We start from the raw sequence: 19921 nt of genomic DNA on the forward strand, positions 1-19921 counted from the left end.
GGCCTAGTTGGGTTTCGTCCCACGACCGGTCTGGGCCGGGTAAAGCTCATCGAAGAACTTGCCCAGGCCGATGCCCACGCTGCGCAGGCCATCCATGAAGCGCTTGTCGGCCGTGAGTTTCTCCACATCGCCACCCACTTCATTCCAGCGCTCGGTGAGCTTCTCGGCATTGGTCACCGTGTTCTTCAGCTCCGACACCGTTTTGGGGTTGTCGAGGGCACGGGTGAAGTTGCGGATGCTGGCGGTCGAGGCGTTCAGGTTGTCAATGGTGGGCTGAGCACTCTTCACAGCCGCTTCGAGATCTTTGATCAGCTGCTGGCCGTCCTCCATGAACTTGGTGGCTTCCTTCGCCGTGGTGTCGAAACTGCGGGTGGTCTTGGCCAGCTCTGGCACCAGGTTTTCGCGCTCCACCTGCTCCAACAGCTTCTGCATCGTCACCGTGAGGCTGGAGATGCTCGCCGCATTCACGCCATTGAGGGTGACACCGGAGCACACGGTGAGCTTGCGATTGCAATTGGCCGCCGTAGGTCCGGGGGTGCCCTCCGGCAGCTCGCGGCTGGGGGCGATCAAGGCCACCACGGCATCACCACCCAGCAACGACGCCTCCTGCACCTGGGCGATCAGCGGCAAGGGCAGCTGCAGCGATGGGTCATTGATCTCCAACTCCGCCACCACGGCCGCTGAGGTGGTGGTGAGCTTGTCAACGTTGCCCACCAACACGCCGCGATAGGTCACAGCGGAGCGCTCCGCCAACCCGGAGGCATCGGCGAAATTCACCCGAAAGTTCCAGGTGCGGCTGGCCACCGACACCCCTCGCAGCCACAGCCAAAACAAACCTGTTCCGGCGACAGCACCAATCAGGGTGAAGCCAACAATCGCTTCTCGCACACTGCGGCGCATGGATCTCAGAGCTCCGCAGGCTGCATCGGTCCGCTGAGACTAGCGGTGCGGAACTGAAGCACATAGGGATTGGTGGTGGTCTGAAAGTCGGCCACGGATCCCTCCCAGCGGAATAAGCCGTCGTAGAGCAACACCACACGATCCGCCGCCCGCAGGATCGTGCTCATCACGTGGCTCACCACCACCGAGGTGCCCCGCGCCAGGTTGGTGGTCTGCACGATCAGATCCTCGATGCGGGTGCAAGCCACCGGATCGAGCCCTGCGGTGGGTTCATCGAACAGAAGAATCGGCACGGTTCCGTCGGGCTGGCTGGGGTCATCGATCACAGCCCGCGCAAAACTCACCCGCTTCTGCATGCCGCCGCTGAGCTCACCGGGATAGAGGTCTTCGGTGCCAGCCAGGCCCACCGCCTCCAGGGCGATCCCCACCCGCTCGCGAATCTCCGCTTCCTTCAGGCGACTGAAGCGATCCAACAGAAAGCCCACGTTTTCGCGCACCGTGAGGGAAGCCAACAGGGCTGGGTTCTGAAACACCAGGCGCACATCCGGCGGATGGCGCTGATCCAGGCGCAGGTAGGTCTGCGGAACCCCGTGGATGGTCAGCTCCCCACTGCTGGGTAGGAGCAAGCCGGCCAACAGGCGTAGGATCGTGGATTTGCCGGCACCGGAAGGCCCCACGACCGCCAGGCGCTCACCGGGATGCAACTGCAGATCCACATCGCTGAGCACGCTCTTGCTGCCCCAGCGCACGCTCACATCGCGCAGTTCCACGACGGGTGCAGACACAGACCACTCACGCAGGCATCCGGGTCATCTTGGCGGTTTCTCCGTACAGTTCCAGCACTTCCCTGGGGTGATGCGCGCTCGAATGCCACGCAGCAGCCATCGCACCAGACCCAGGCCCAGCTGGGTGGGGCGCGGTGACCTGCGCCAACAAGACCTGGTGAGCCGCTCCCGCCGGGCCGCCCGCTGGCTGCAACCGGGACTGGTGGTGAAGCGCTGGATGCTCACCTCCGGTATCGGCTTACTGCTGGCGTTGCTGGGCGCTGCGGTCTGGGCCGATCTGCAACCGATTTATTGGTTGTTGCAGGCGATCCGCTGGTCCCTGCAGAACGTCACGCAGATCCTGCCGCGGGAAATCACCGGGCCGCTCGTGTTGCTGGTGGGCGGCGGCTTGATCTGGCTGGGCCAGAGCCGCAGTTTCGGCACCATCCAAAAAGCGCTCGCCCCGGAAAAAGACACGCTGCTGGTGGATGCCCTGGCCGCCAAGCGCCGGCTCAACCGCGGGCCCTCGATCGTGGCCATCGGCGGCGGCACCGGCCTGTCCACCCTGCTCAGCGGCCTGAAGCGCTACAGCAGCAACCTCACGGCCATCGTCACCGTGGCCGATGACGGCGGCAGCTCCGGGGTTCTGCGCCGGGAGCTGGGGGTGCTGCCGCCCGGCGACATCCGCAACTGCCTGGCGGCCCTGGCCACCGAGGAACCACTGCTCACCCGTCTCTTCCAATACCGCTTCCGCGCCGGCACCGGCCTGGAGGGGCACAGCTTCGGCAACCTGTTTCTCTCAGCCCTCACCTCCATCACCGGCAGCCTGGAATCGGCGATCACCGCCAGCAGCCGGGTGCTCGCCGTGCAGGGCACCGTGGTGCCGGCCACCAATGCCGATGTGCGGCTCTGGGCCGAACTCGAAGACGGCCGCCGCATCGAGGGCGAGTCGCAGATCGGCCATGCCACCAGTCCGATCGTGCGTTTGGGCTGCACCCCGGAACGCCCACCGGCACTCCCCCGTGCCCTGGAGGCGATCGCCCACGCCGATCTGATCGTGCTCGGCCCTGGAAGCCTTTACACCTCGTTGCTGCCCAACCTGCTGGTGCCCGAACTGGTGAATGCCATCAGCCGCAGCAAGGCACCCCGCCTCTACATCTGCAATCTGATGACCCAGCCGGGTGAAACCGATGGATTGGACGTGGAAGGCCACCTGCGCGCCATCGAGGCACAACTGGCCAGCCTGGGCGTTCAACAGCGCCTGTTCAACGCTGTGCTGGCCCAGGAGGATCTCGGCGATTCACCCCTGGTGACCCACTACCGCCAACGTGGCGCCGAACCCGTGATCTGCAACAGCCGCCGGCTGCGCAGCCAGGGCTACGACGTGATGCTGGCCCCGATGCAGGGCGCACGGCCCTCCTCAACCCTGCGGCACGATCCCCGCAGCGTGGCGGTGGCCGTGATGCGCTTTTTCAAACGCCAGAAGCAGGACGGACGCAACGCCCAGGCTCAATAGGCGTCCTGCATTTCGTAGAAATCGGGCTGAACGTAGTCCTTGCGCAGCGGGAAACCCTTCCAGTCTTCAGGCATGAGCAGGCGCTTGGGATGGGGATGACCCTCGAAGCTGATGCCAAACATGTCGAAGGTTTCGCGCTCCTGCCAATCGGCGCCGCGAAACAGGCCATAAAGGCTGGGAATTGAGAGGTCGCCATCGCGAGGGAGGAACACCTTCAGGCGCACCTCCTGTGGCTTCACCTCGGCGGCGAGGTGCTGGCTGGCGTTGCACTGATCCGCGAGCGCGCCCAGTTTCACCAGGTGATAGAAGCTCACGAGTCGGCCACCGGGGCCTTCGTCGTAACCGCCCTGGCACTGGAGGTAATCAAAGCCAGAGGCTTTGAGGGCTGCTGCGATCACCGGCAGGAACGGCACCTCAACACCGATCACCTCAACGCCGAGATGATCGGGCTCAAGCCATTCATGCTCAAAACCTTGGCCGCTGAGCCAGGTGCTCACCGGACCCGGCTCGGGGGCCGCGAGGGTGGGTTGAGCGGTGTCCTCAGGCATGGCTCAGGCGGGGTTGGTGGCAGGAATGGCAGCAGGGCTGGTGGCCTGCACGGGCAGACCAGCCGCGGCGGCGAGGGCAGCCTGCTGGGTTTCAGCGCGCAGGTAACGGCCATCCACGATCGGCTCCACGGCCTTCATCTGGTGAGGCACCGTGCAGTAACGGTGGGTGGGCAGCAGGTTGCCGCGCTCGGAGAGGGCTTCATTGCCCACCTTCTTACGCAGCTTGATCACCGCGTCGAAGATCGCTTCCGGGCGCGGTGGGCAGCCAGGCAAATAGAGATCCACTGGGATCAGCTTGTCCACGCCACGCACGGCAGTGGTGGAATCGGCCGAGAACATGCCGCCGGTGATCGTGCAGGCACCCATGGCGATCACATACTTGGGCTCCGGCATCTGCTCATAGAGCCGCACCAGGGCCGGCGCCATCTTCATGGTCACCGTGCCGGCCACGATCAGCAGATCGGCCTGGCGCGGACTGGAGCGCGGCACCAACCCGAAGCGGTCGAAGTCGAACCGGGAGCCGATCAGCGCCGCGAACTCGATGAAGCAGCAGGCGGTGCCGTAGAGCAGCGGCCAGAGGCTGCTGAGGCGGGCCCAGTTGTGGAGGTCGTCGAGCGTGGTGAGGATCACGTTCTCGGAGAGATCCGAGGTCACGCTCGGCGCAGCTACCGGGTTGCAGCTGGCACTGCGCTGATCGCGCAGGGCACCGATGGAGAGGGCCTCGGCGATGCCAGAGGTGGCGGAAGGAGGGGTCATCTCAGATCAGCTCCACTCAAGGGCGCCCTTGCGCCAGGCATAGGCCAGGGCCACCACCAAGATGGCGATGAACACCAGGGCCTCAATGAAAGCCAACAGGCCGAGGCGATGGAACGCCACGGCCCAGGGATAGAGGAACACGGTCTCCACGTCGAAGATCACGAAGACCAGCGCAAACATGTAGTAGCGGATGTTGAACTGGATCCAGGCACCGCCGATGGGCTCCATGCCCGATTCGTAGGTGAGATCCCGTTCACCCGTGCGCGACTTGGGCGACACGAACTTGTTGGTGACGAGCGCCAACACAGGCACCGCTGCTGCGATCAGCAGGAAGCCCAGAAAGGCGTCGTAGCCGGAGAGAACGAACACGGGCGCCAACTGCCCAACCGTGGCGGCAGTCTGGCATCCATGCCCCAGGCGTGGGTCGGATCGCTCTGAGGGAGCTGCTTCCTAGAGTCGCGCCCAATAGCGACGCCGAGCCGTGAGCGAGGACCCACTCCAGGATCAGGCCCCCGCGCAGGCCCCAACCGACAAAGCGGTGGCGGATGAGGTTGCCGTCGCAGCACCCGAGGCTCCGGAGGCGACAGAAGCACCTGTCGACGATCCCGACACCCACCGCTTCGAATGCCGCAGCTGCGGTTTCGTATACGACCCTGCGGAAGGCATCAAAAAGCTGGCGGTCGAGCCCGGCACCCCCTTCAGCGCCCTAGATCCGACCAGCTTCCGCTGCCCGGTGTGCCGCAGTCAGACCAAGGCCTTCAAGGACATCGGCCCCCGCAACAAGCCGAGCGGTTTTGAAGAGAACCTCGGCTATGGCCTTGGCGTGAACCAGCTCACCCCAGGCCAGAAGAATGTGTTGATCTTCGGCGGCTTCGCGCTGGCGATCGCCTTCTTCCTCTCCCTCTACTCCCTGCGCTGAGCACGGCATGTCCCGTTTTCTCTCCTCCCTCGGCGCCATAGCGCTTTCGCTGGTGCTGGCCCTCGGCCTAAGCGGCTGCGTCAGCACAGGCCTGCCCAGCGCCAGTGCCAGTCCCTGGCAGCCCGTGGATATCCACACCAAATCCAACCCACTGGATCTGGCCTTCACCGATAGCCGCCACGGCTTCCTGGTGGGCAGCAACCGCCTGATCCTGGAAACCAACGACGGCGGCAGCTCCTGGCAGGAGCGGGCCCTCGATCTGCCGGAGGAGGAAAACTTCCGCCTGATCAGTGTGGATTTCGCCGGTGATGAGGGCTGGATCGTGGGCCAACCCGGTCTGCTGCTGCACAGCACCGATGCCGGCCAGAACTGGAGCCGCCTGTTCCTCGACACCAAACTGCCCGGCGAGCCCTACCTGGTGACCGCCCAAGGCGGTAATCGCGCCGAGCTGGCCACAAACGTGGGCGCGGTGTACCGAACCAACGACGGCGGTAACTCCTGGCAAGCCGAAGTGGAAGACGCCGCCGGCGCCGTGCGCGACCTGCGCCGCAGCCCCGATGGCCGCTACGTGAGCGTGAGCAGCCTTGGCAACTTCTTCGCCACCTGGAACCCGGGCGAAGCCCGCTGGACCCCGCACCAACGGGTGAGCAGCCAACGCCTGCAGGCCATGGGCTTCCAGCCCGATGGTGCCCTGTGGATGCTGGCCCGCGGCGCCCAACTGCGCTTCAGCCCCGAGGCCGACACCCCTGATGAGTGGAGCAAGCCGGTGGTGCCGATCGTGAACGGCTACGGCTACCTCGACATGGCCTGGGATCCCCAGGGCGACATCTGGACCGGCGGCGGCAGCGGCACCCTGCTGGTGAGCAGCGATGGCGGGAAGAGCTGGCAGAAGGACCCCGTGGGCGCCCAGCAACCCACCAACTTCATCCGCATCGCCTTCTTCGACGACGGCAAGGGCTTCGTGCTCGGCGAGCGTGGCTCCCTGCTGCGCTGGGTGGGCTAACAACGCTCTGTAACCAAGGCGGCAGCACGATCTCGGCTGCCGCCTCCTCAGGCCTAGGATCACCCAGCTGAATGCTCGCTGCTCATGGCCGCCGGCTCAACGGGTGAACGCCCGTTCTTCGAAATCATCACGAGCATCCGTTACTGGGTGATCCATGCCGTGACCCTGCCGGCGATTTTCCTGGCGGGTTTCCTGTTCGTGTCCACCGGCCTGGCCTATGACGCCTTCGGCACGCCCCGCCCGGACGCCTACTTCCAGTCGCAAGACTTCAAGGCTCCCGTGGTGAGCCAGCGCTATGACGCCAAGGCCTCCCTCGACCAGCGCCTGAAATAAGCCATGACTCAGTCGACCGCCTCCACCACCCCCCGCAACTACCCGATCTTCACGGTCCGGTGGCTTGCGGTGCACGCCCTCGGCATCCCCACGGTGTTCTTCCTGGGCGCCCTGGCTGCCATGCAGTTCATCCGTCGCTGAGCTCTGACGTCATGCAACGCAATCCCAACCCGAACAACCTGCCGGTTGAACTGAACCGCACCAGCCTGTATCTGGGCCTGCTGTTCGTGTTCACCTGCGGGATCCTGTTCTCCAGCTACTTCTTCAACTGATCAGGAGGATCTGAGATGAGCGGCAAGAAATCCGGTCTTCCTGACGGAAGAATTCCCGATCGCCTGCCTGATGGCCGCCCCGCTGTGGCCTGGCGCTCCCGCTGGACCGAAGGCACCCTGCCCCTGTGGCTCGTGGCCACCGCTGGCGGCATGGCCGTGATCTTCGTGGTGGGCCTGTTCTTCTACGGCTCCTACACCGGCGTTGGTTCCGCCTGATCCAGGATCGGCGTGTTCTATGTGCAGAAGGGGCCCCATGTGGCCCCTTTTTTGATGGCGACTAATGGTGGCAGCGCCACGAACGGCTCAAGCCATCAACGGCACATAAACGTCGCGGTACCAGCGGGCGAACGCCTCGACGCCCTGCTCGATCGACGTGGACGGACGGAACCCCACCCAGGCCTCAAGGGCCGAGGTATCCGCAGCCGTGGCCACCACATCACCCGGTTGCATCGGTTGCAGGTCTTGAATCGCCGTGCGTCCGAGGGCCTGCTCGAGCACGGCAATGAAGCGCAGCAGCTCGGTGGGCTGAGCGTTGCCGATGTTGAACAACCGGTGCGGCACCGCGGCAGTAGCGGGGTTGGGCTGCAGCGGATCAAACAGCGGATCGGCCGAAGCCGGTTTGTCGAGGCAGCGGATCACCCCCTGCACGATGTCGTCGATATAGGTGAAGTCGCGCTGCATGCGGCCGTGGTTGAACACCCGGATCGGCTCACCGGCCAGGATCGCCCGGGCGAACAGCATCGGTGCCATATCCGGCCGGCCCCACGGGCCATACACCGTGAAAAAACGCAGACCGGTGGCCGGCAGCCCATACAGATGGCTGTACGTGTGCGCCATCAACTCATTCGCCTTCTTGGTGGCGGCATAGAGGCTCACCGGATGGTTCACCGGCTGCTGCTCGGAAAACGGCATCGTGCGATTGCCGCCATACACCGAGCTGCTGGAGGCATACACCAGGTGCTCCACGCCGTGATGGCGGCATCCCTCGAGGATGTGGCCAAAGCCCACCAGATTGCTCTGGATGTAGGCAGTAGGGTTCTCGATCGAGTAGCGAACCCCCGCCTGAGCCGCCAGATGCACCACGGCCCGCGGACGATGGGAGGCGAACACCTGCTCCATCGCAACCGCATCGTCGACATCGATCGGCAGAAACTGGAAACGCTGCGCGGCTTCAGGCCGCTGCTGCAAACGATCCAGCCGGGCCCGCTTCAACGCTGGGGTGTAGTAGGTGTTGAGATTGTCGATCCCCAACACCGCTTCGCCGCGGTGCAGCAGATGCTCAGCAACCGCTGCACCGATAAAGCCGGCAACACCGGTGATCAGGACGGGGCGATCCATGCTCAGGCCTCAGCCAATCGCTCGCGGAAGTAGGCGATGGTGGGCTCAAGGCCCTGCTGCAAGGAGATCGAGGGCTGCCAGCCCAGTTGCTGCTGCGCCAAATCGATCACTGGCTTGCGTTGCAGGGGATCGTCCTGAGGCAAAGGCTCACACACCAATTCCAGGGCGGGGTTGATGCGATCACGCACCAATTCGGCCAGCTGGCGAATCGTGAACTCACCAGGATTGCCAAGATTAATCGGCCCCGTGTGCTCACCGTTCATGAGGCGAATCAGGCCTTCCACCAGATCATCCACGTAGCAGAAGGAGCGTGTTTGCGAACCATCGCCGTAGAGCGTGAGGGGCTGGCCCCGCAGCGCCTGCACGATGAAATTGCTCACCACCCTGCCGTCATCCGGCAACATGCGCGGGCCATAGGTATTGAAGATGCGCGCGATGCGGATCTGCGTGCCATGCATGCGCTGATAGTCGAAGCAGAGCGTTTCAGCCACACGCTTGCCCTCGTCGTAGCAGGCGCGAATGCCGTGCGTGTTCACGTTGCCGCGGTAGCTCTCCGGCTGGGGATGCACCTCAGGGTCGCCGTACACCTCACTGGTGGATGCGAGCAGCAACCGCGCGCCAACCCGACGGGCCAGGCCCAGCATGTTGTAAGTGCCGAGGAAACTGGTTTTTGCCGTTTTGATCGGATTGTGCTGATAGTGCACCGGTGAAGCGGGGCAGGCCAGGTGCCAGATCCGATCGACCTCCAGCAGGATCGGGTCGGTGACATCGTGGCGGATCAACTCGAAACGAGGATGCCCCATCCAACGGGCCACATTCACCTTACGCCCCGTGAAGTAGTTATCGAGGCAAATCACCTCTTCACCGGCTTCCATCAGCCGATCCACCAAGTGGGAGCCCACAAAACCGGCCCCACCGGTCACCAGATTGCGCGTCAGCGAGGCGGGCATAAACGTGTCTCCAATTAACCGATGTTGCCGTCGCCCACGCGCCAGAGGCGTAAACCGGCCGCGCGCACCTGCTCTGGATCCACCACAGCACGAGCGTCAAACACCCAGGCTGGCTGACGCATCTGAGGCGCCAGCTCCGGCCAGGAAAGCTGACGGAACGCCTGCCACTCCGTGAGGATCAGCACTGCATCAGCGCTACACACGGCGTCATGCACAGATCCAGCCAGCTGCCAACGGCCTTCCCCGGTGAGACCGGAACTGGACGCGCTCGGGGCCATGCCCAGATCCCGGGCGATCTGCTCGGGGGCAACCTTCGGGTCATAAATCGCCAGATCAGCGCCCTCCTCCAGCAGATCACGGCAGATCCGGATCGCAGGCGCATCACGGGTGTCGTTGGTATCGGCTTTGAAGGCAAAGCCGAGCACCGCGAGGCGCTTGCCTGTCACCGTGCCGAACAGATTGTTCACCACCAGCCGGGCAATGCGGTGCTGCTGCCAGGCGTTGAGATCCACCACGCTCTGCCAGTAGGCCGCAACCTCATGCAGCCCGTAATGACCGCAGAGATACACCAGATTAAGGATATCTTTCTGAAAACAACTGCCGCCGAAGCCTGGTCCTGCCTGCAGGAATTTGGGACCGATGCGTGAATCGGTGCCGATCGCACGCGCCACCTCACGCACATCGGCGCCGGTCGACTCGCAGAAGGCAGCGATGCTGTTGATCGAACTGATCCGCTGCGCCAGAAAGGCATTGGCAGTGAGCTTGGAGAGCTCACTGCTCCACAGATTGGTGCGCAGGATCCGATCCTCGGGAACCCAATGGGCATACACCGAGGCCAAAGCCTCGATCGCCTGAGGGTCATCGCCACCGATCAAGACGCGATCCGGCTGCTCCAGATCTGGCACGGCTGTGCCTTCTGCCAAAAATTCTGGATTGGAGAGCACTGAAAAGGTTTTGCACTCCGCTTCACCCTGCGCTGCTTGAAGAATGGCCTGCACCGTGGCCGCGGTGCGCACCGGCAAGGTGCTCTTCTCCACCACGATCGTGTGTCCCTGGGCGTGGGCCGCCACCGAGCGAGCCGAGGCCTCCACCCAGCGCAGATCACTGGCTTGGCCCGCCCCCAAACCCTTGGTTTTGGTGGGGGTGTTCACCGACAGGAACACCATGTCGGCGGCGGCGATACCTGCCTCCACCTCAGTGCTGAAGAAGAGGTTGCGGCCCCGGCAACGCCCCACCACCGCATCAAGGCCAGGCTCGTACACCGGTAACCGGCTCAGGTCGGCATCGTTCCAAGCAGCGATGCGCTCGGCGTTGAGGTCCACCACCGTCACCTGGACACCAGGGCACCGGTCGGCGATCACGGCCATGGTGGGCCCGCCCACATAGCCAGCACCGATGCAGCAGATCGTGCGAATGGCTGGAACGCTGCCGGTCACGCGATCAGGCAAGAAGATGCCCGCAAATTAAGCGAAGCGCCTCAGCAGCTCCTCGCGGCTGAGCCGTTGTTCGGGATCAGGGGCCTCACCGGCGGCCCCGCGCAGATCCTTCAACACCACCACACCGGCCTCGGCTTCGCTATCGCCAATCACTACAGCCCAGCGGGCACCGGCTCGATCCGCCCGCTTGAACTGCTTGCCGAAGGCAGCGCCCGTGAGATCCAACTCCACCGCATGGCCCGCCTGGCGCAGCTGCCTGGCGAGCTGTAAAGCCAGCGGTTCAGCCCGTTCACCGCGACTCACCACGTAGATCTCAGGCGCTGCCACGGAGGCAGGCTCCACCTGTGCAAGCAGGATCGCCAGGCGCTCCATCCCCAGAGCCCATCCGATCGCGGCGGTCGCGGGGCCACCCAACTGCTCCACCAAGCCGTCGTAACGCCCGCCCCCACACACCGTGGCCTGGGCCCCCAGCTGCGTGGAGGTGATTTCAAACGCCGTATGGCTGTAGTAATCCAGGCCGCGCACCAAGCGCGGGTTGAGCTGAAAGGGGATCCCGAGCAGCGTGAGGCCGTCTCTGACGCGGGCGAAGCGATCGCGGCTCTCCGGGCTCAACGCCTCGGCCAGCGTGGGTGCGCCTGCCAACAGCGCCTGGGTGTCGGGGTTCTTGGAATCGAGAATCCGCAATGGATTGCGCTGCAAACGGTCCTGGGAATCGGGATCCAATTGATCCGCGCGTTCGCTCAACCAGGCCACCAACTGCTCGCGGTAGCGGGCCCGATCGTCGCTGCTGCCTAGGGAATTGAGCTCAAGGGCCAACCCCTGCACGCCGAGGTCGGCCAGGAGATCCCAGGCCACGGCGATGGCTTCCACATCGCTGCGGGGATCGGCAAACCCCAGCATCTCGAGGCCAATCTGGTGAAACTGCCGCTGCCGGCCAGCTTGGGGCCGCTCATAGCGGAACATCGGCCCTCCATACCAAAGGCGCTGCGGACCCTGGCTCAGCAGGCCGTGCTGGATGGCAGCGCGCACCACCGAAGCGGTGCCCTCGGGCCGCAATGTGCAGCTGCGCTCGCCGCGATCCACAAAGGTGTACATCTCCTTGCCCACCACGTCGGTGGCTTCGCCGATGCCACGGGCAAACAGCTCGGTGGCCTCCAGCACAGGCGTGCGGATCTCCTCAATCGCGGCGCGCGCGAAGTGAGCACGGGCCGTGGCTTCAATCCGCTGCCAGAGCGGGGTGGACTGGGGGAGCAGATCCACCATCCCCCGCAGGCTCTGCAGTTTCTCCACACCCGCTCTTGCACTGGAGCCATCTTGCGGGATCGCGGACCACTGCCCTTAACCTCAAGGCCTGCGAGGTATGGCTCTGGGTTGGCGCGTCTACTGATCACGGGTGGCGCGGGCTTCATCGGCAGTCACACCGCTCTGGTGCTGCTGGAGGCGGGCCATGAGCTGGTGGTGCTCGACAACTACGCCAACAGCTCGCCGGAGGCACTGCGGCGGGTGTTGGAGCTTGCGGGGCCCGAAGCGGAGGGCCGCCTCCAGGTGATCGAGGGCGACATTCGCCGCAGCACCGATCTAGACCGGGCGTTTGCGGCGGGCGCCTCCCCAGGAGCGGGCGTGGAGGCGGTGATTCACTTCGCCGGCCTCAAAGCCGTGGGGGAATCGGTGGCTGAGCCGCTGCGCTACTGGGACGTGAATGTGAATGGCAGCCAACGCCTGCTGGCGGCCATGCGCGCCCACGGCTGCCGCACCGTGGTGTTCAGCAGCAGCGCCACCCTCTACGGCTATCCAGAGGCGGTGCCCATCCCGGAAAGTGCGCCGATCAGGCCGATCAATCCCTACGGCCACACCAAAGCAGCGGTGGAGAAGATGCTCAGCGATGTCGCCGCCAGCGAGGCGGGTTGGCGCATCGCCTGCCTGCGTTATTTCAACCCGGTGGGCGCCCATCCCAGCGGCCGCATCGGCGAAGACCCCAACGGCATTCCCAACAATCTGTTCCCCTTCATCAGCCAAGTGGCCGTGGGCCGGCGGGAGCAGGTGCAGGTGTTTGGCGGCGACTGGCCCACGTCCGATGGCAGCGGCGTGCGGGACTACATCCATGTGATGGACTTGGCGGAAGGCCACTTAGCCGCGCTGAATACGCTGCTGGCCGGTGGCGATCAGCTGCTGCAACTGAACCTGGGCAGCGGGCACGGTCATTCCGTTCTGGAGGTGATTGAGGCCTTTGGCCGCGCCTGCGGCCGATCCATCCCGCATCAGATCACGCAACGGCGCAGCGGCGATGCCGCTATCACCGTGGCCGACCCCAGCGAGGCCAAGCGGCAGCTGGGCTGGCAAACCAGGCGCAACCTCCACGACATCTGCCAAGACGGCTGGCGCTGGCAGCACAGCAACCCCGGGGGCTATGCCACATGAACACCATCCAACCGCTCCTGCAACGGGGGCTGACAGCCCTGGATCCGTGGCTTGATGCAGTCTTTCCCGTTGCCACTGCGCTGATCTGCGCCAAACAACGGCTCGCTGGCTACAGCCTGCTTGTGATCTACCTGACACTGCGCCTGCTCCAACGCAGTGACAAAGAACCATGGCGCTGGATTCTGATCAGCCTCCTAGTGGTGAATGCAGGGCTGATCATTGAAGACCGCGATTTCAAGCCCGGCGGCCCTTCTGATTATTTGTCCATCGCCCTGAGCTTTGCAGCAGGCTTCCAACGCACAGGACGCCAGTGGCGAGCAAGCCTGACGTGGATGGCCCTTAGCGCACTCCCGCTTCTAGCGATGTCAATAGCGGCAGGAGACAATTTCATTCAGATCAACTCATCATTTACCGGCTTCAATATCAACCGACTAGGCTTCTTGGCCGGATTGCTTAGCATCTTTTCTTACAGCCTTTTAAGACTCAGCGCAACTCGCCCAAGCCGCATCCTTGCAACAACCCTCCTCGTTGCAGGCTGCGCCGAAGCGTTACTCACGCAATCGCGTGCAGCCATCGCCGTCCCGGCCATCACCATCGCAATCGATCAAACCTCCAGAATTCATTGGACCACAAAAAGACTAGCTGTGGCCACCGCGGCATTTGGACTCATCGCAGCGGCCACCCTTAACAGCTGGTACGGAACAACAGCCGACTCCAGGAACAGAATGGGCGATGAAAATCGAATCACAACCATCCGATGCTGGATCACAAATACAGCCGAGACAAATAAGAAACTGATCCTTGGCCAGGGCTACGGCAAAGCAGCAAGAGCCAAGTGTGGACCCGATCAAATTGAGGGCTTGATCAAACGCGACAAGCCCCTCTCTCACGCTCACAACCTCTTTGTTCAGCTTTTCGCCGAGACAGGGTTTCCTGGTTTTGCCCTTGCGACTGGCCTTACCATTAAGGCTTTCCTAAAGGCATGGCAAACAAACGCAGGGAGCCAATACTCCGCCGTGCGGCCACTATTGATTTACCTTATGGCCATGGCTATGGTTTCCACGTGGCACACGATGTTGATTAACCAGGTACTTGTGGGCTACAGCTTGGCGATGCTTACCGCAAGGGAGTCCGACTCTGATGCTGTAATCGAATCCATTCCAGCAGCACAGCCAACCTGAGGCGCCACACCAAACTGAGCAGCAGCCCGCGCCGCCGCCAACCGAGCGGCTGATAGCGGCCAACACGCACGCTCTCAGAGATCAAAGGTCTTAACGACTGAGCCAGCACCTTCAACCGTGCGAAGGGGTGATCACCGGCTAACGACAAGCGCCCCCCCACAATGCGTCGCTGCTTGCGCACCAATTCGCTCCAATCCCGGGCCGGATGGCGCACAACGGCGGCGCCCGCAAACAGCAGTTGGGCCCCAGCCGCAACGGCGCGATGACAAAACTCACGATCACCGCCGGAATGGGTGCGGCGATGGAAACCCTCCAGATTCTGAAAGCAAGCCTGGCTCACCAGCAAATTGGCCGTCACGCCAAAACCAGCACGACGCACCGTGCGCGCTTGATCAAAACCAAGGATTTGATCGAGTTGCTCACCGGGTGAGGGATAGCCAGGAGCTTGCGGCTCCAGCACAATCCGCCCTGCTACAAGCTTCGGCGGCTGCGCTCGCCACTGCAACGCCACCACGCCGGCAGCAATCCAGTCGGGATCGGGCTGGCAATCGGCGTCGGTGAAGGCCAACACATCCACATCCCAATCCAATGCAGCCTGGTTGCGGGCTCCATAGGAGCCGGGGTGGCGGTGCACAATCACCTCCAGCGGCAACGGGAAACTCGGCTGGGAAGGCCAGTCGGTGGAACCGTTATCCACAACGCGAACCCGCAGCCGCTCGGATGGATAGGTCTGCCGAGCCATGGCTTGCAAGCAGAGCTGCAGGCGAGACCAGTCGTTGTAAACCGGCACCACGATGCCGACCAGGGGTAACGGGTCTGGCGCCACCATCACCGGCACTCCAGGTCTCGCAAACGCTCGGCGCGCAACTGACGCAGTCGCTCTCCGATCGCCGGGCCGGGCCGCAGGCCCGACGCCAATAACTCCTGGGCCGTCGTGGCGGATTGCACGTGCCGCCAGCGCAGCCACCAACGCAACAGCGGCCGGCGCAACAGCCCACCACAGGCAAGAACCAAAGGCACCACATGCTCGGGATCCGGCTGCTGTTCGATCCAAGCCGTCCACTGGGCCGGCGTCCACCCATGGAGCTGCTCTACAGGCAGTGCAGCGGCATGGCGACGCAACTGCACCACACCCTTAAGCCAGCGCTGATGGCGATGGGGCACCTGCAGGCGTTGGGCCAGGGCGACAGGGTCCTCAGCACAGGCGATCAACACCGGCAACAGCGGTAATTCCCAACGCGTGGCCCGTAGCAAAGCCAGCCGCCAACGGCGGTTGCGCTGCAGCCCGGGATCCAATAACACCAATCCTCCCCATGCCTGCAAACGATCGAGGGCCACGAGCCAGGGCTCCCGCTCGAGCAGCAACTCCAACTCCATGCGCAGCCGCGTCCCCAGAGCAGCGGGCACCAACTGCGCCAACGCACCTGGCCTCCAGCCCCAGGGCCAAGCCTGGAGCACGCGGCGGGCCTGCTGCTCAGCACTCGGGTCCAGCTCGAAGCAAAGCCGAGCGGCATATCGGGCTGCCCGAATCAGCCGGGTGGGATCGTCGACAAGGCTGTTGGCATGCAACAAGCGCAAGCGGCGCGCCGCCAGATCCTGCTGGCCGTGATGGGGGTCCAACAGCACAACCCCGTCGGAGCCGGCGCCCAGCACCAGGGCAATGGCGTTCACACTGAAATCGCGCCGAGCCAGATCGTCATCGAGGCTGCCGGGTGACACCAGCGGGTTCTCGGCCGGACTCGGGTAAAGCTCCTGCCGGGCGGAGGCCACATCCAACAGCCACGTTTCGGCATCGGGCAGCTGCAGCTCTACCTCCACAGTGCCAAAGCTGCCGTGCTCCCGAAAGCCACAGCGGCTGCCAGGCGGCAGCCGGGCTGGCAGGCGCTCCACCAACTCCATCGCCCGGCCTTCCACCACCAGATCCAAGTCAGGCAAACCGCGCCAGGGGTCGCGGTGCTGATGGTGCAGGAGCAGATCCCGCACAGCACCACCGACGAGTGCCAGCCGACGGCCTTCCGCGGCTTGCACAAGGGCTGTGATCAGCGCAATCGGAACCTCAGGGATCTGCATCAGCGCTCAATCCGCCGGCAGAGAACAGCGCAAGAGCTCCTTGCGCAAGGCCGCAAGCCAAGGCTGCTGCATCTGAAGATCGAGCAGGTCATTAAGAGGGACCGTGTCGGGCCACCGATCCGCTGGCAACGGTTCAACTGCGCTGCTTGAGGCCGAATCCGGTGCCGGCAAGTGCACCGCGAAGGTATCCGCCAGCCAGTCAAGATCCTCCTGATGACGGGCATGAATCAACGCTTCCGCAGCAGGGGCGATCGCGACCGGTGTGCCAAGCGCAGGGTCACGTGCTTGCAAACGCGTGAGCCGGTTCCACGTAGCCCAAAGAGCCTGACTACGGCGCCAAGTGCCATCAGCGGAGCGAGCCGGGAAGCGCTGCATCAACTCCTGCATGGCGATGAGTGCCTCCGCCCGCACGGATTCGTTCACACCGACGGGAGCGCGACCAAACGGCATCGGAGCGCAGTCGGTGAGTTGTCCATCGATGGTCTCGCACAGATCCTGCACCACACAGCCCTGATGGAGCTGGGTTCGATCGAAAGGCCGCACGATGAGCGCTTCACCGAAGACCGTGCGCCAAGCCTCCAGGCGTTGACGAAAGCGATAGGTCCAACGCTGCGGGCGAAACCGGCGAAAGTTGGTCGACAGCCTGGCGTGTTGCTGCAGAGCAGAGCGGTACAACGACACCGGCGAACGCACATAGGCCACCACCAGACAGCGGCTAACACCGAGATCCAGCCAGTCGCGCCGTAGCTGCTCGATCAAGTCAGCACTGAAGGCCCAGAGATATTCGCTGGAGAGGAAAACCGCCCTGGGCTTGGAGCGCCAACGCGGCTGAAGGCGACGAGCTAACAGCTGGCGATAGCGCGCAGTGTCGCGCTCAAAGCGATGCGGATTGGCCTGCCGCCGTTGTGCCCAGACACGCGGCAGATCATCGGGAGACTGGTAGAGCGCTGCGATACACCCCGCGGGTTCGGGCTGCCGATAGGGGTTGGAGGGAAGCACGCACCACGCATCCGAACGGCGGCGCCAGCGCTGCGGCCGAATCGCCGACTGAATCGCGGAGGAGCCGGTCTTCGGCGAACCGATATGCAGCACCAGCGTGGTCATAGGGGCTGAATCGGCGCCAAGCGCGGATCGAGAATCTTGGGGCCCATCCCCTCAAATTTCACGGCGATCGAGATTTTTTCGCCGCTGCCAAACAGATGCGTGACATGCCCTTCACCAAAGGAGCTATGGATCAATCGATCGCCCACGGCCCAGACCTTGCCGGAGCCAGCGGCAACGCGACGACGCACGGCATTGGCCGGCTGTGCCGCATCTCCGCCAGCACGAACCCGCTCACTCTCGGCACGATCAACGCGGGTGAGACGGTCCAAACGATTCTCCCTCCGCAGGGCAGCGCCACCGCTGCGGGGTAGGTCACCCTGCACAAGTTCTTCCGGCAACTCCGAGAGAAACAAGGAAGGCACAGCCGGCTCACGCATCCCACCCCAGAGGCGGCGCTCACTGGCGTGGGATAAGAACAAGCGCTCTTTGGCACGGGTGATGCCGACATAACAAAGACGACGCTCTTCTTCCATCGCCGCTGGATCGTCCAAGGAGCGGTAACTGGGGAATAGACCCTGCTCAAGCCCAACCAAGAACACAACAGGGAACTCCAACCCCTTGCTCGCATGCAGCGTCATGAGCGTGACGCGATCCTGCTCTGTGTCTTTGCTGTCCGCGTCGCTGGCTAGAGCGGCAGAAGCCAGGAAATCATCGAGAGACCCCTCTTCGTTTTCCTCCTGGTATTGAAGAGCCGCATTCACCAATTCATTCAAGTTGCGCCTGCGGTCTTCGGCCTCATCCGTACCGGCAGCAATCAACTCAGCCAGATAACCGCTCTGTTCCATCACCACTTGCACCAGCTCCGAAGGTGGCGCCGTCTCCGCACGGGCTTGCAACGAACGAATCAGCTCGCTGAATTGCAGAAGGCCTTTGGCAGAACGCCCCCCCAAGGAACGCACCGCTTCGGGATCACTCACCACATCCCAGAGAGGAATCCCGAGCTGATTGGATGCATCGCTCAAACGCTCGATGGTGGTTTTACCAATCCCGCGCTTTGGAGTATTGAGCACCCGGAGAAGGCTGACCGTATCGGCTGGATTCACCAGCAATTTCAAATAACCAAGAATGTCTTTAATTTCACGTCGATCATAAAAGCGGAGTCCCCCCACCACCACATAAGGAATGCCCCAACGGACCAGCGACTCCTCCATGGCACGACTCTGAGCATTCGTGCGATACAGCACTGCCATATCGCGCCAGCCCAGATCGGGGTTGGCGGCTTCCAGCATGCGCATGCGGTGCACAACCGCCTCAGCTTCAGCAATCTCATCGTCGCAACGGGTGAGGGTAATGAGCTCACCATCACCACGCGTTGGCCGCAGGACCTTATCAATCCTCTCTGTGTTATGAGAAATCAGCGCATTCGCCGCCTCCAGGATCGTGGCAGTGGAGCGGTAGTTTTCCTCCAGTTTCACCATGGTGCGCGTGGCATCATCCGGCGCTCCATCGCCGAAATCATCCTGAAAGCCCATCAGGATGGTGAAGTCGGCCGCTCGGAAGCTATAAATACTTTGATCGGCGTCCCCGACAACAAACACGGAACGACCTTGCCAGTCTGCAAAGTCGGCCGGATCACGGCCGTCGGCAACAAGGAGTTTGATCAGCTCATACTGCGTGCGATTCGTATCTTGGTACTCATCCACCAGAACATGCTTGAAACGGCGGTGCCAGTAATGACGAACCTCCTCATTCTGACGCAGCAGCTGTACAGGAAGCAGCAATAGATCGTCAAAGTCGAGGGCATTGTTGGCAGCGAGAGCCCTGCGATAACGCCGATACGTTTCAGCCATGAGCTTGCCACGCTGGCCACCCGCATCAGCCTCGAGCTGCTCTGGCATCCAACCCTGGTTTTTAGCGTTACTAATGGCCCAACGAACCTTTTTGGGCTCAAAACGCTTGGGGTCTAAGCCAAGTTCTTGCGTGACAATTTCCTTAACCAGGCTCTGCGTATCACCTTCATCGTAAATCGAGAATTGACGAGTCCAGGTTAAACCCTCTGGATCGCGGAACTTATCGATATCGAAACGCAAAAGGCGCGCAAACAACGCGTGAAACGTACCAATCCAAAGATCTTTGATGACATCGCGATAGATCCTGGAGCGGAGCTGACGCTGGTCAACCGCAGGCAAGGTGCTCCAGGGCTGGCCAAACTGACTTTGAGCCAACTTCTGGGCGAGCAACAATTCCAGCCGCTCCTTCATCTCTCGAGCCGCCTTATTGGTGAAGGTGACCGCTAACAATTCCGCTGGGTCCACCCCATGCTGACCAATCAGATGGGCGATGCGATGGGTGAGCGCACGCGTTTTACCGCTACCCGCACCAGCGACCACCAGCAACGGACCCACGTGATGGTCAACGGCTCGGCGCTGAGCATCATTCAGTCCAGCAAGGAACCCCTGCGCCATCAAACAGC

General features: G+C 63.1%; 22 protein-coding genes. 9 read left to right on the forward strand and 13 right to left on the reverse strand.

What is annotated here, in order from left to right:
- Positions 1-3 precede the first annotated feature (3 nt).
- Positions 4-900, reverse strand: coding sequence for an MlaD family protein (locus KUL97_RS09950; RefSeq protein ID WP_217796841.1), 897 nt, complete (start codon positions 898-900; stop codon positions 4-6).
- 5 nt (positions 901-905) lie between these two features.
- On the reverse strand, positions 906-1685 hold the full coding sequence (locus KUL97_RS09955; RefSeq protein WP_368656136.1) for an ABC transporter ATP-binding protein: 780 nt from the start codon (positions 1683-1685) through the stop codon (positions 906-908).
- 82 nt (positions 1686-1767) lie between these two features.
- Between KUL97_RS09955 and yvcK the strand changes: the two genes are divergently transcribed.
- Entirely contained in the window at positions 1768-3180 is a 1413-nt protein-coding gene (gene yvcK / locus KUL97_RS09960) for a gluconeogenesis factor YvcK family protein (protein WP_217796842.1), read from the forward strand.
- Here yvcK and KUL97_RS09965 read toward each other — a convergent pair.
- The 3 genes from KUL97_RS09965 to KUL97_RS09975 are packed head-to-tail and all read right to left on the reverse strand — an operon-like array spanning position 3174 to position 4853.
- Positions 3174-3728, reverse strand: a complete 555-nt coding sequence (locus KUL97_RS09965) for an NAD(P)H-quinone oxidoreductase subunit J (protein WP_217796843.1) — start codon at positions 3726-3728, stop codon at positions 3174-3176. The two genes, yvcK and KUL97_RS09965, sit on opposite strands and share 7 nt — an antisense overlap.
- A gap of 3 nt (positions 3729-3731) precedes the next feature.
- Positions 3732-4457, reverse strand: coding sequence for an NADH-quinone oxidoreductase subunit NuoB (nuoB, locus tag KUL97_RS09970; RefSeq protein WP_217797293.1), 726 nt, complete (start codon positions 4455-4457; stop codon positions 3732-3734).
- Between the two features lie 33 nt (positions 4458-4490).
- Positions 4491-4853, reverse strand: a complete 363-nt coding sequence (locus tag KUL97_RS09975; RefSeq protein ID WP_217796844.1) for an NAD(P)H-quinone oxidoreductase subunit 3 — start codon at positions 4851-4853, stop codon at positions 4491-4493.
- Positions 4854-5022: 169 nt separating this feature from the next.
- Here KUL97_RS09975 and KUL97_RS09980 point away from each other — a divergent pair, with 169 nt between their 5' ends.
- From KUL97_RS09980 to KUL97_RS10005, 6 genes are all read left to right on the forward strand, one after another.
- Entirely contained in the window at positions 5023-5403 is a 381-nt protein-coding gene (locus KUL97_RS09980; protein WP_368656162.1) for a rubredoxin, read from the forward strand.
- A gap of 7 nt (positions 5404-5410) precedes the next feature.
- A complete protein-coding gene (locus KUL97_RS09985) occupies positions 5411-6406 on the forward strand; it encodes a photosynthesis system II assembly factor Ycf48 (protein ID WP_217796846.1) in 996 nt (331 codons plus the stop codon).
- Between the two features lie 84 nt (positions 6407-6490).
- On the forward strand, positions 6491-6739 hold the full coding sequence (gene psbE, locus KUL97_RS09990; protein ID WP_217796847.1) for a cytochrome b559 subunit alpha: 249 nt from the start codon (positions 6491-6493) through the stop codon (positions 6737-6739).
- A gap of 3 nt (positions 6740-6742) precedes the next feature.
- Positions 6743-6880, forward strand: a complete 138-nt coding sequence (psbF, locus tag KUL97_RS09995; RefSeq protein WP_010312221.1) for a cytochrome b559 subunit beta — start codon at positions 6743-6745, stop codon at positions 6878-6880.
- An 11-nt stretch (positions 6881-6891) separates the two neighbouring features.
- Positions 6892-7011 (forward strand): photosystem II reaction center protein L, encoded by a 120-nt coding sequence (locus tag KUL97_RS10000; RefSeq protein WP_010312224.1) that lies wholly within the window; start codon positions 6892-6894, stop codon positions 7009-7011.
- A gap of 15 nt (positions 7012-7026) precedes the next feature.
- Positions 7027-7227, forward strand: a complete 201-nt coding sequence (locus KUL97_RS10005) for a photosystem II reaction center protein J (protein ID WP_010312227.1) — start codon at positions 7027-7029, stop codon at positions 7225-7227.
- An 87-nt stretch (positions 7228-7314) separates the two neighbouring features.
- Here the strand turns inward: KUL97_RS10005 and KUL97_RS10010 are convergent, their stop codons facing one another.
- The 4 genes from KUL97_RS10010 to hisS are packed head-to-tail and all read right to left on the reverse strand — an operon-like array spanning position 7315 to position 12025.
- Positions 7315-8349 carry an NAD-dependent epimerase gene (locus KUL97_RS10010; RefSeq protein ID WP_217796848.1) on the reverse strand — a complete coding sequence of 345 codons (1035 nt, stop codon included), beginning with the start codon at positions 8347-8349 and terminating at the stop codon, positions 7315-7317.
- A gap of 2 nt (positions 8350-8351) precedes the next feature.
- The gene (locus KUL97_RS10015; RefSeq protein WP_217796849.1) at positions 8352-9299 is read right to left on the reverse strand and encodes a UDP-glucuronic acid decarboxylase family protein; all 948 of its coding nucleotides are present in this window, start codon (positions 9297-9299) and stop codon (positions 8352-8354) included.
- Between the two features lie 14 nt (positions 9300-9313).
- On the reverse strand, positions 9314-10735 hold the full coding sequence (locus KUL97_RS10020) for a nucleotide sugar dehydrogenase (RefSeq protein WP_217796850.1): 1422 nt from the start codon (positions 10733-10735) through the stop codon (positions 9314-9316).
- Between the two features lie 27 nt (positions 10736-10762).
- A complete protein-coding gene (gene hisS / locus KUL97_RS10025) occupies positions 10763-12025 on the reverse strand; it encodes a histidine--tRNA ligase (protein WP_217796851.1) in 1263 nt (420 codons plus the stop codon).
- An 81-nt stretch (positions 12026-12106) separates the two neighbouring features.
- Here hisS and galE point away from each other — a divergent pair, with 81 nt between their 5' ends.
- A complete protein-coding gene (gene galE, locus KUL97_RS10030; protein ID WP_217796852.1) occupies positions 12107-13153 on the forward strand; it encodes a UDP-glucose 4-epimerase GalE in 1047 nt (348 codons plus the stop codon).
- Positions 13150-14334 carry an O-antigen ligase gene (locus tag KUL97_RS10035; protein WP_217796853.1) on the forward strand — a complete coding sequence of 395 codons (1185 nt, stop codon included), beginning with the start codon at positions 13150-13152 and terminating at the stop codon, positions 14332-14334. The genes galE and KUL97_RS10035 overlap by 4 nt, the downstream gene beginning before the upstream one ends.
- Here the strand turns inward: KUL97_RS10035 and KUL97_RS10040 are convergent.
- The 4 genes from KUL97_RS10040 to KUL97_RS10055 are packed head-to-tail and all read right to left on the reverse strand — an operon-like array spanning position 14270 to position 19913.
- On the reverse strand, positions 14270-15163 hold the full coding sequence (locus KUL97_RS10040) for a glycosyltransferase family 2 protein (protein ID WP_217796854.1): 894 nt from the start codon (positions 15161-15163) through the stop codon (positions 14270-14272). The genes KUL97_RS10035 and KUL97_RS10040 overlap by 65 nt on opposite strands.
- Entirely contained in the window at positions 15163-16404 is a 1242-nt protein-coding gene (locus KUL97_RS10045; protein ID WP_217796855.1) for a CCA tRNA nucleotidyltransferase, read from the reverse strand. The genes KUL97_RS10040 and KUL97_RS10045 overlap by 1 nt, the downstream gene beginning before the upstream one ends.
- A 6-nt stretch (positions 16405-16410) precedes the next feature.
- Complete coding sequence (locus KUL97_RS10050; RefSeq protein WP_217796856.1) at positions 16411-17508, reverse strand: hypothetical protein; 1098 nt, start codon at positions 17506-17508, stop codon at positions 16411-16413.
- Complete coding sequence (locus KUL97_RS10055) at positions 17505-19913, reverse strand: UvrD-helicase domain-containing protein (RefSeq protein WP_217796857.1); 2409 nt, start codon at positions 19911-19913, stop codon at positions 17505-17507. Before KUL97_RS10055 ends, KUL97_RS10050 begins: the two co-directional genes overlap by 4 nt.
- Between the last annotated feature and the right edge of the window lie 8 nt (positions 19914-19921).

The organism is Synechococcus sp. HK05 (assembly GCF_019104765.1).
Classification (GTDB): Bacteria; Cyanobacteriota; Cyanobacteriia; order PCC-6307; family Cyanobiaceae; genus Vulcanococcus.

Coding starts and splice junctions, on each gene's coding strand:
- KUL97_RS10010 (WP_217796848.1), bottom strand. CDS start 8,349: ATGGATCGCCCCGTCCTGATCACCGGTGTTGCCGGCTTTATCGGTGCA.
- KUL97_RS10040 (WP_217796854.1), bottom strand. CDS start 15,163: ATGGTGGCGCCAGACCCGTTACCCCTGGTCGGCATCGTGGTGCCGGTT.
- KUL97_RS10055 (WP_217796857.1), bottom strand. CDS start 19,913: ATGGCGCAGGGGTTCCTTGCTGGACTGAATGATGCTCAGCGCCGAGCC.
- KUL97_RS09965 (WP_217796843.1), bottom strand. CDS start 3,728: ATGCCTGAGGACACCGCTCAACCCACCCTCGCGGCCCCCGAGCCGGGT.
- KUL97_RS10015 (WP_217796849.1), bottom strand. CDS start 9,299: ATGCCCGCCTCGCTGACGCGCAATCTGGTGACCGGTGGGGCCGGTTTT.
- KUL97_RS10050 (WP_217796856.1), bottom strand. CDS start 17,508: ATGACCACGCTGGTGCTGCATATCGGTTCGCCGAAGACCGGCTCCTCC.
- KUL97_RS09950 (WP_217796841.1), bottom strand. CDS start 900: ATGCGCCGCAGTGTGCGAGAAGCGATTGTTGGCTTCACCCTGATTGGT.
- KUL97_RS10005 (WP_010312227.1), top strand. CDS start 7,027: ATGAGCGGCAAGAAATCCGGTCTTCCTGACGGAAGAATTCCCGATCGC.
- yvcK (WP_217796842.1), top strand. CDS start 1,768: ATGCCACGCAGCAGCCATCGCACCAGACCCAGGCCCAGCTGGGTGGGG.
- psbF (WP_010312221.1), top strand. CDS start 6,743: ATGACTCAGTCGACCGCCTCCACCACCCCCCGCAACTACCCGATCTTC.
- KUL97_RS10045 (WP_217796855.1), bottom strand. CDS start 16,404: ATGCAGATCCCTGAGGTTCCGATTGCGCTGATCACAGCCCTTGTGCAA.
- KUL97_RS10000 (WP_010312224.1), top strand. CDS start 6,892: ATGCAACGCAATCCCAACCCGAACAACCTGCCGGTTGAACTGAACCGC.
- psbE (WP_217796847.1), top strand. CDS start 6,491: ATGGCCGCCGGCTCAACGGGTGAACGCCCGTTCTTCGAAATCATCACG.
- KUL97_RS10035 (WP_217796853.1), top strand. CDS start 13,150: ATGAACACCATCCAACCGCTCCTGCAACGGGGGCTGACAGCCCTGGAT.
- KUL97_RS09985 (WP_217796846.1), top strand. CDS start 5,411: ATGTCCCGTTTTCTCTCCTCCCTCGGCGCCATAGCGCTTTCGCTGGTG.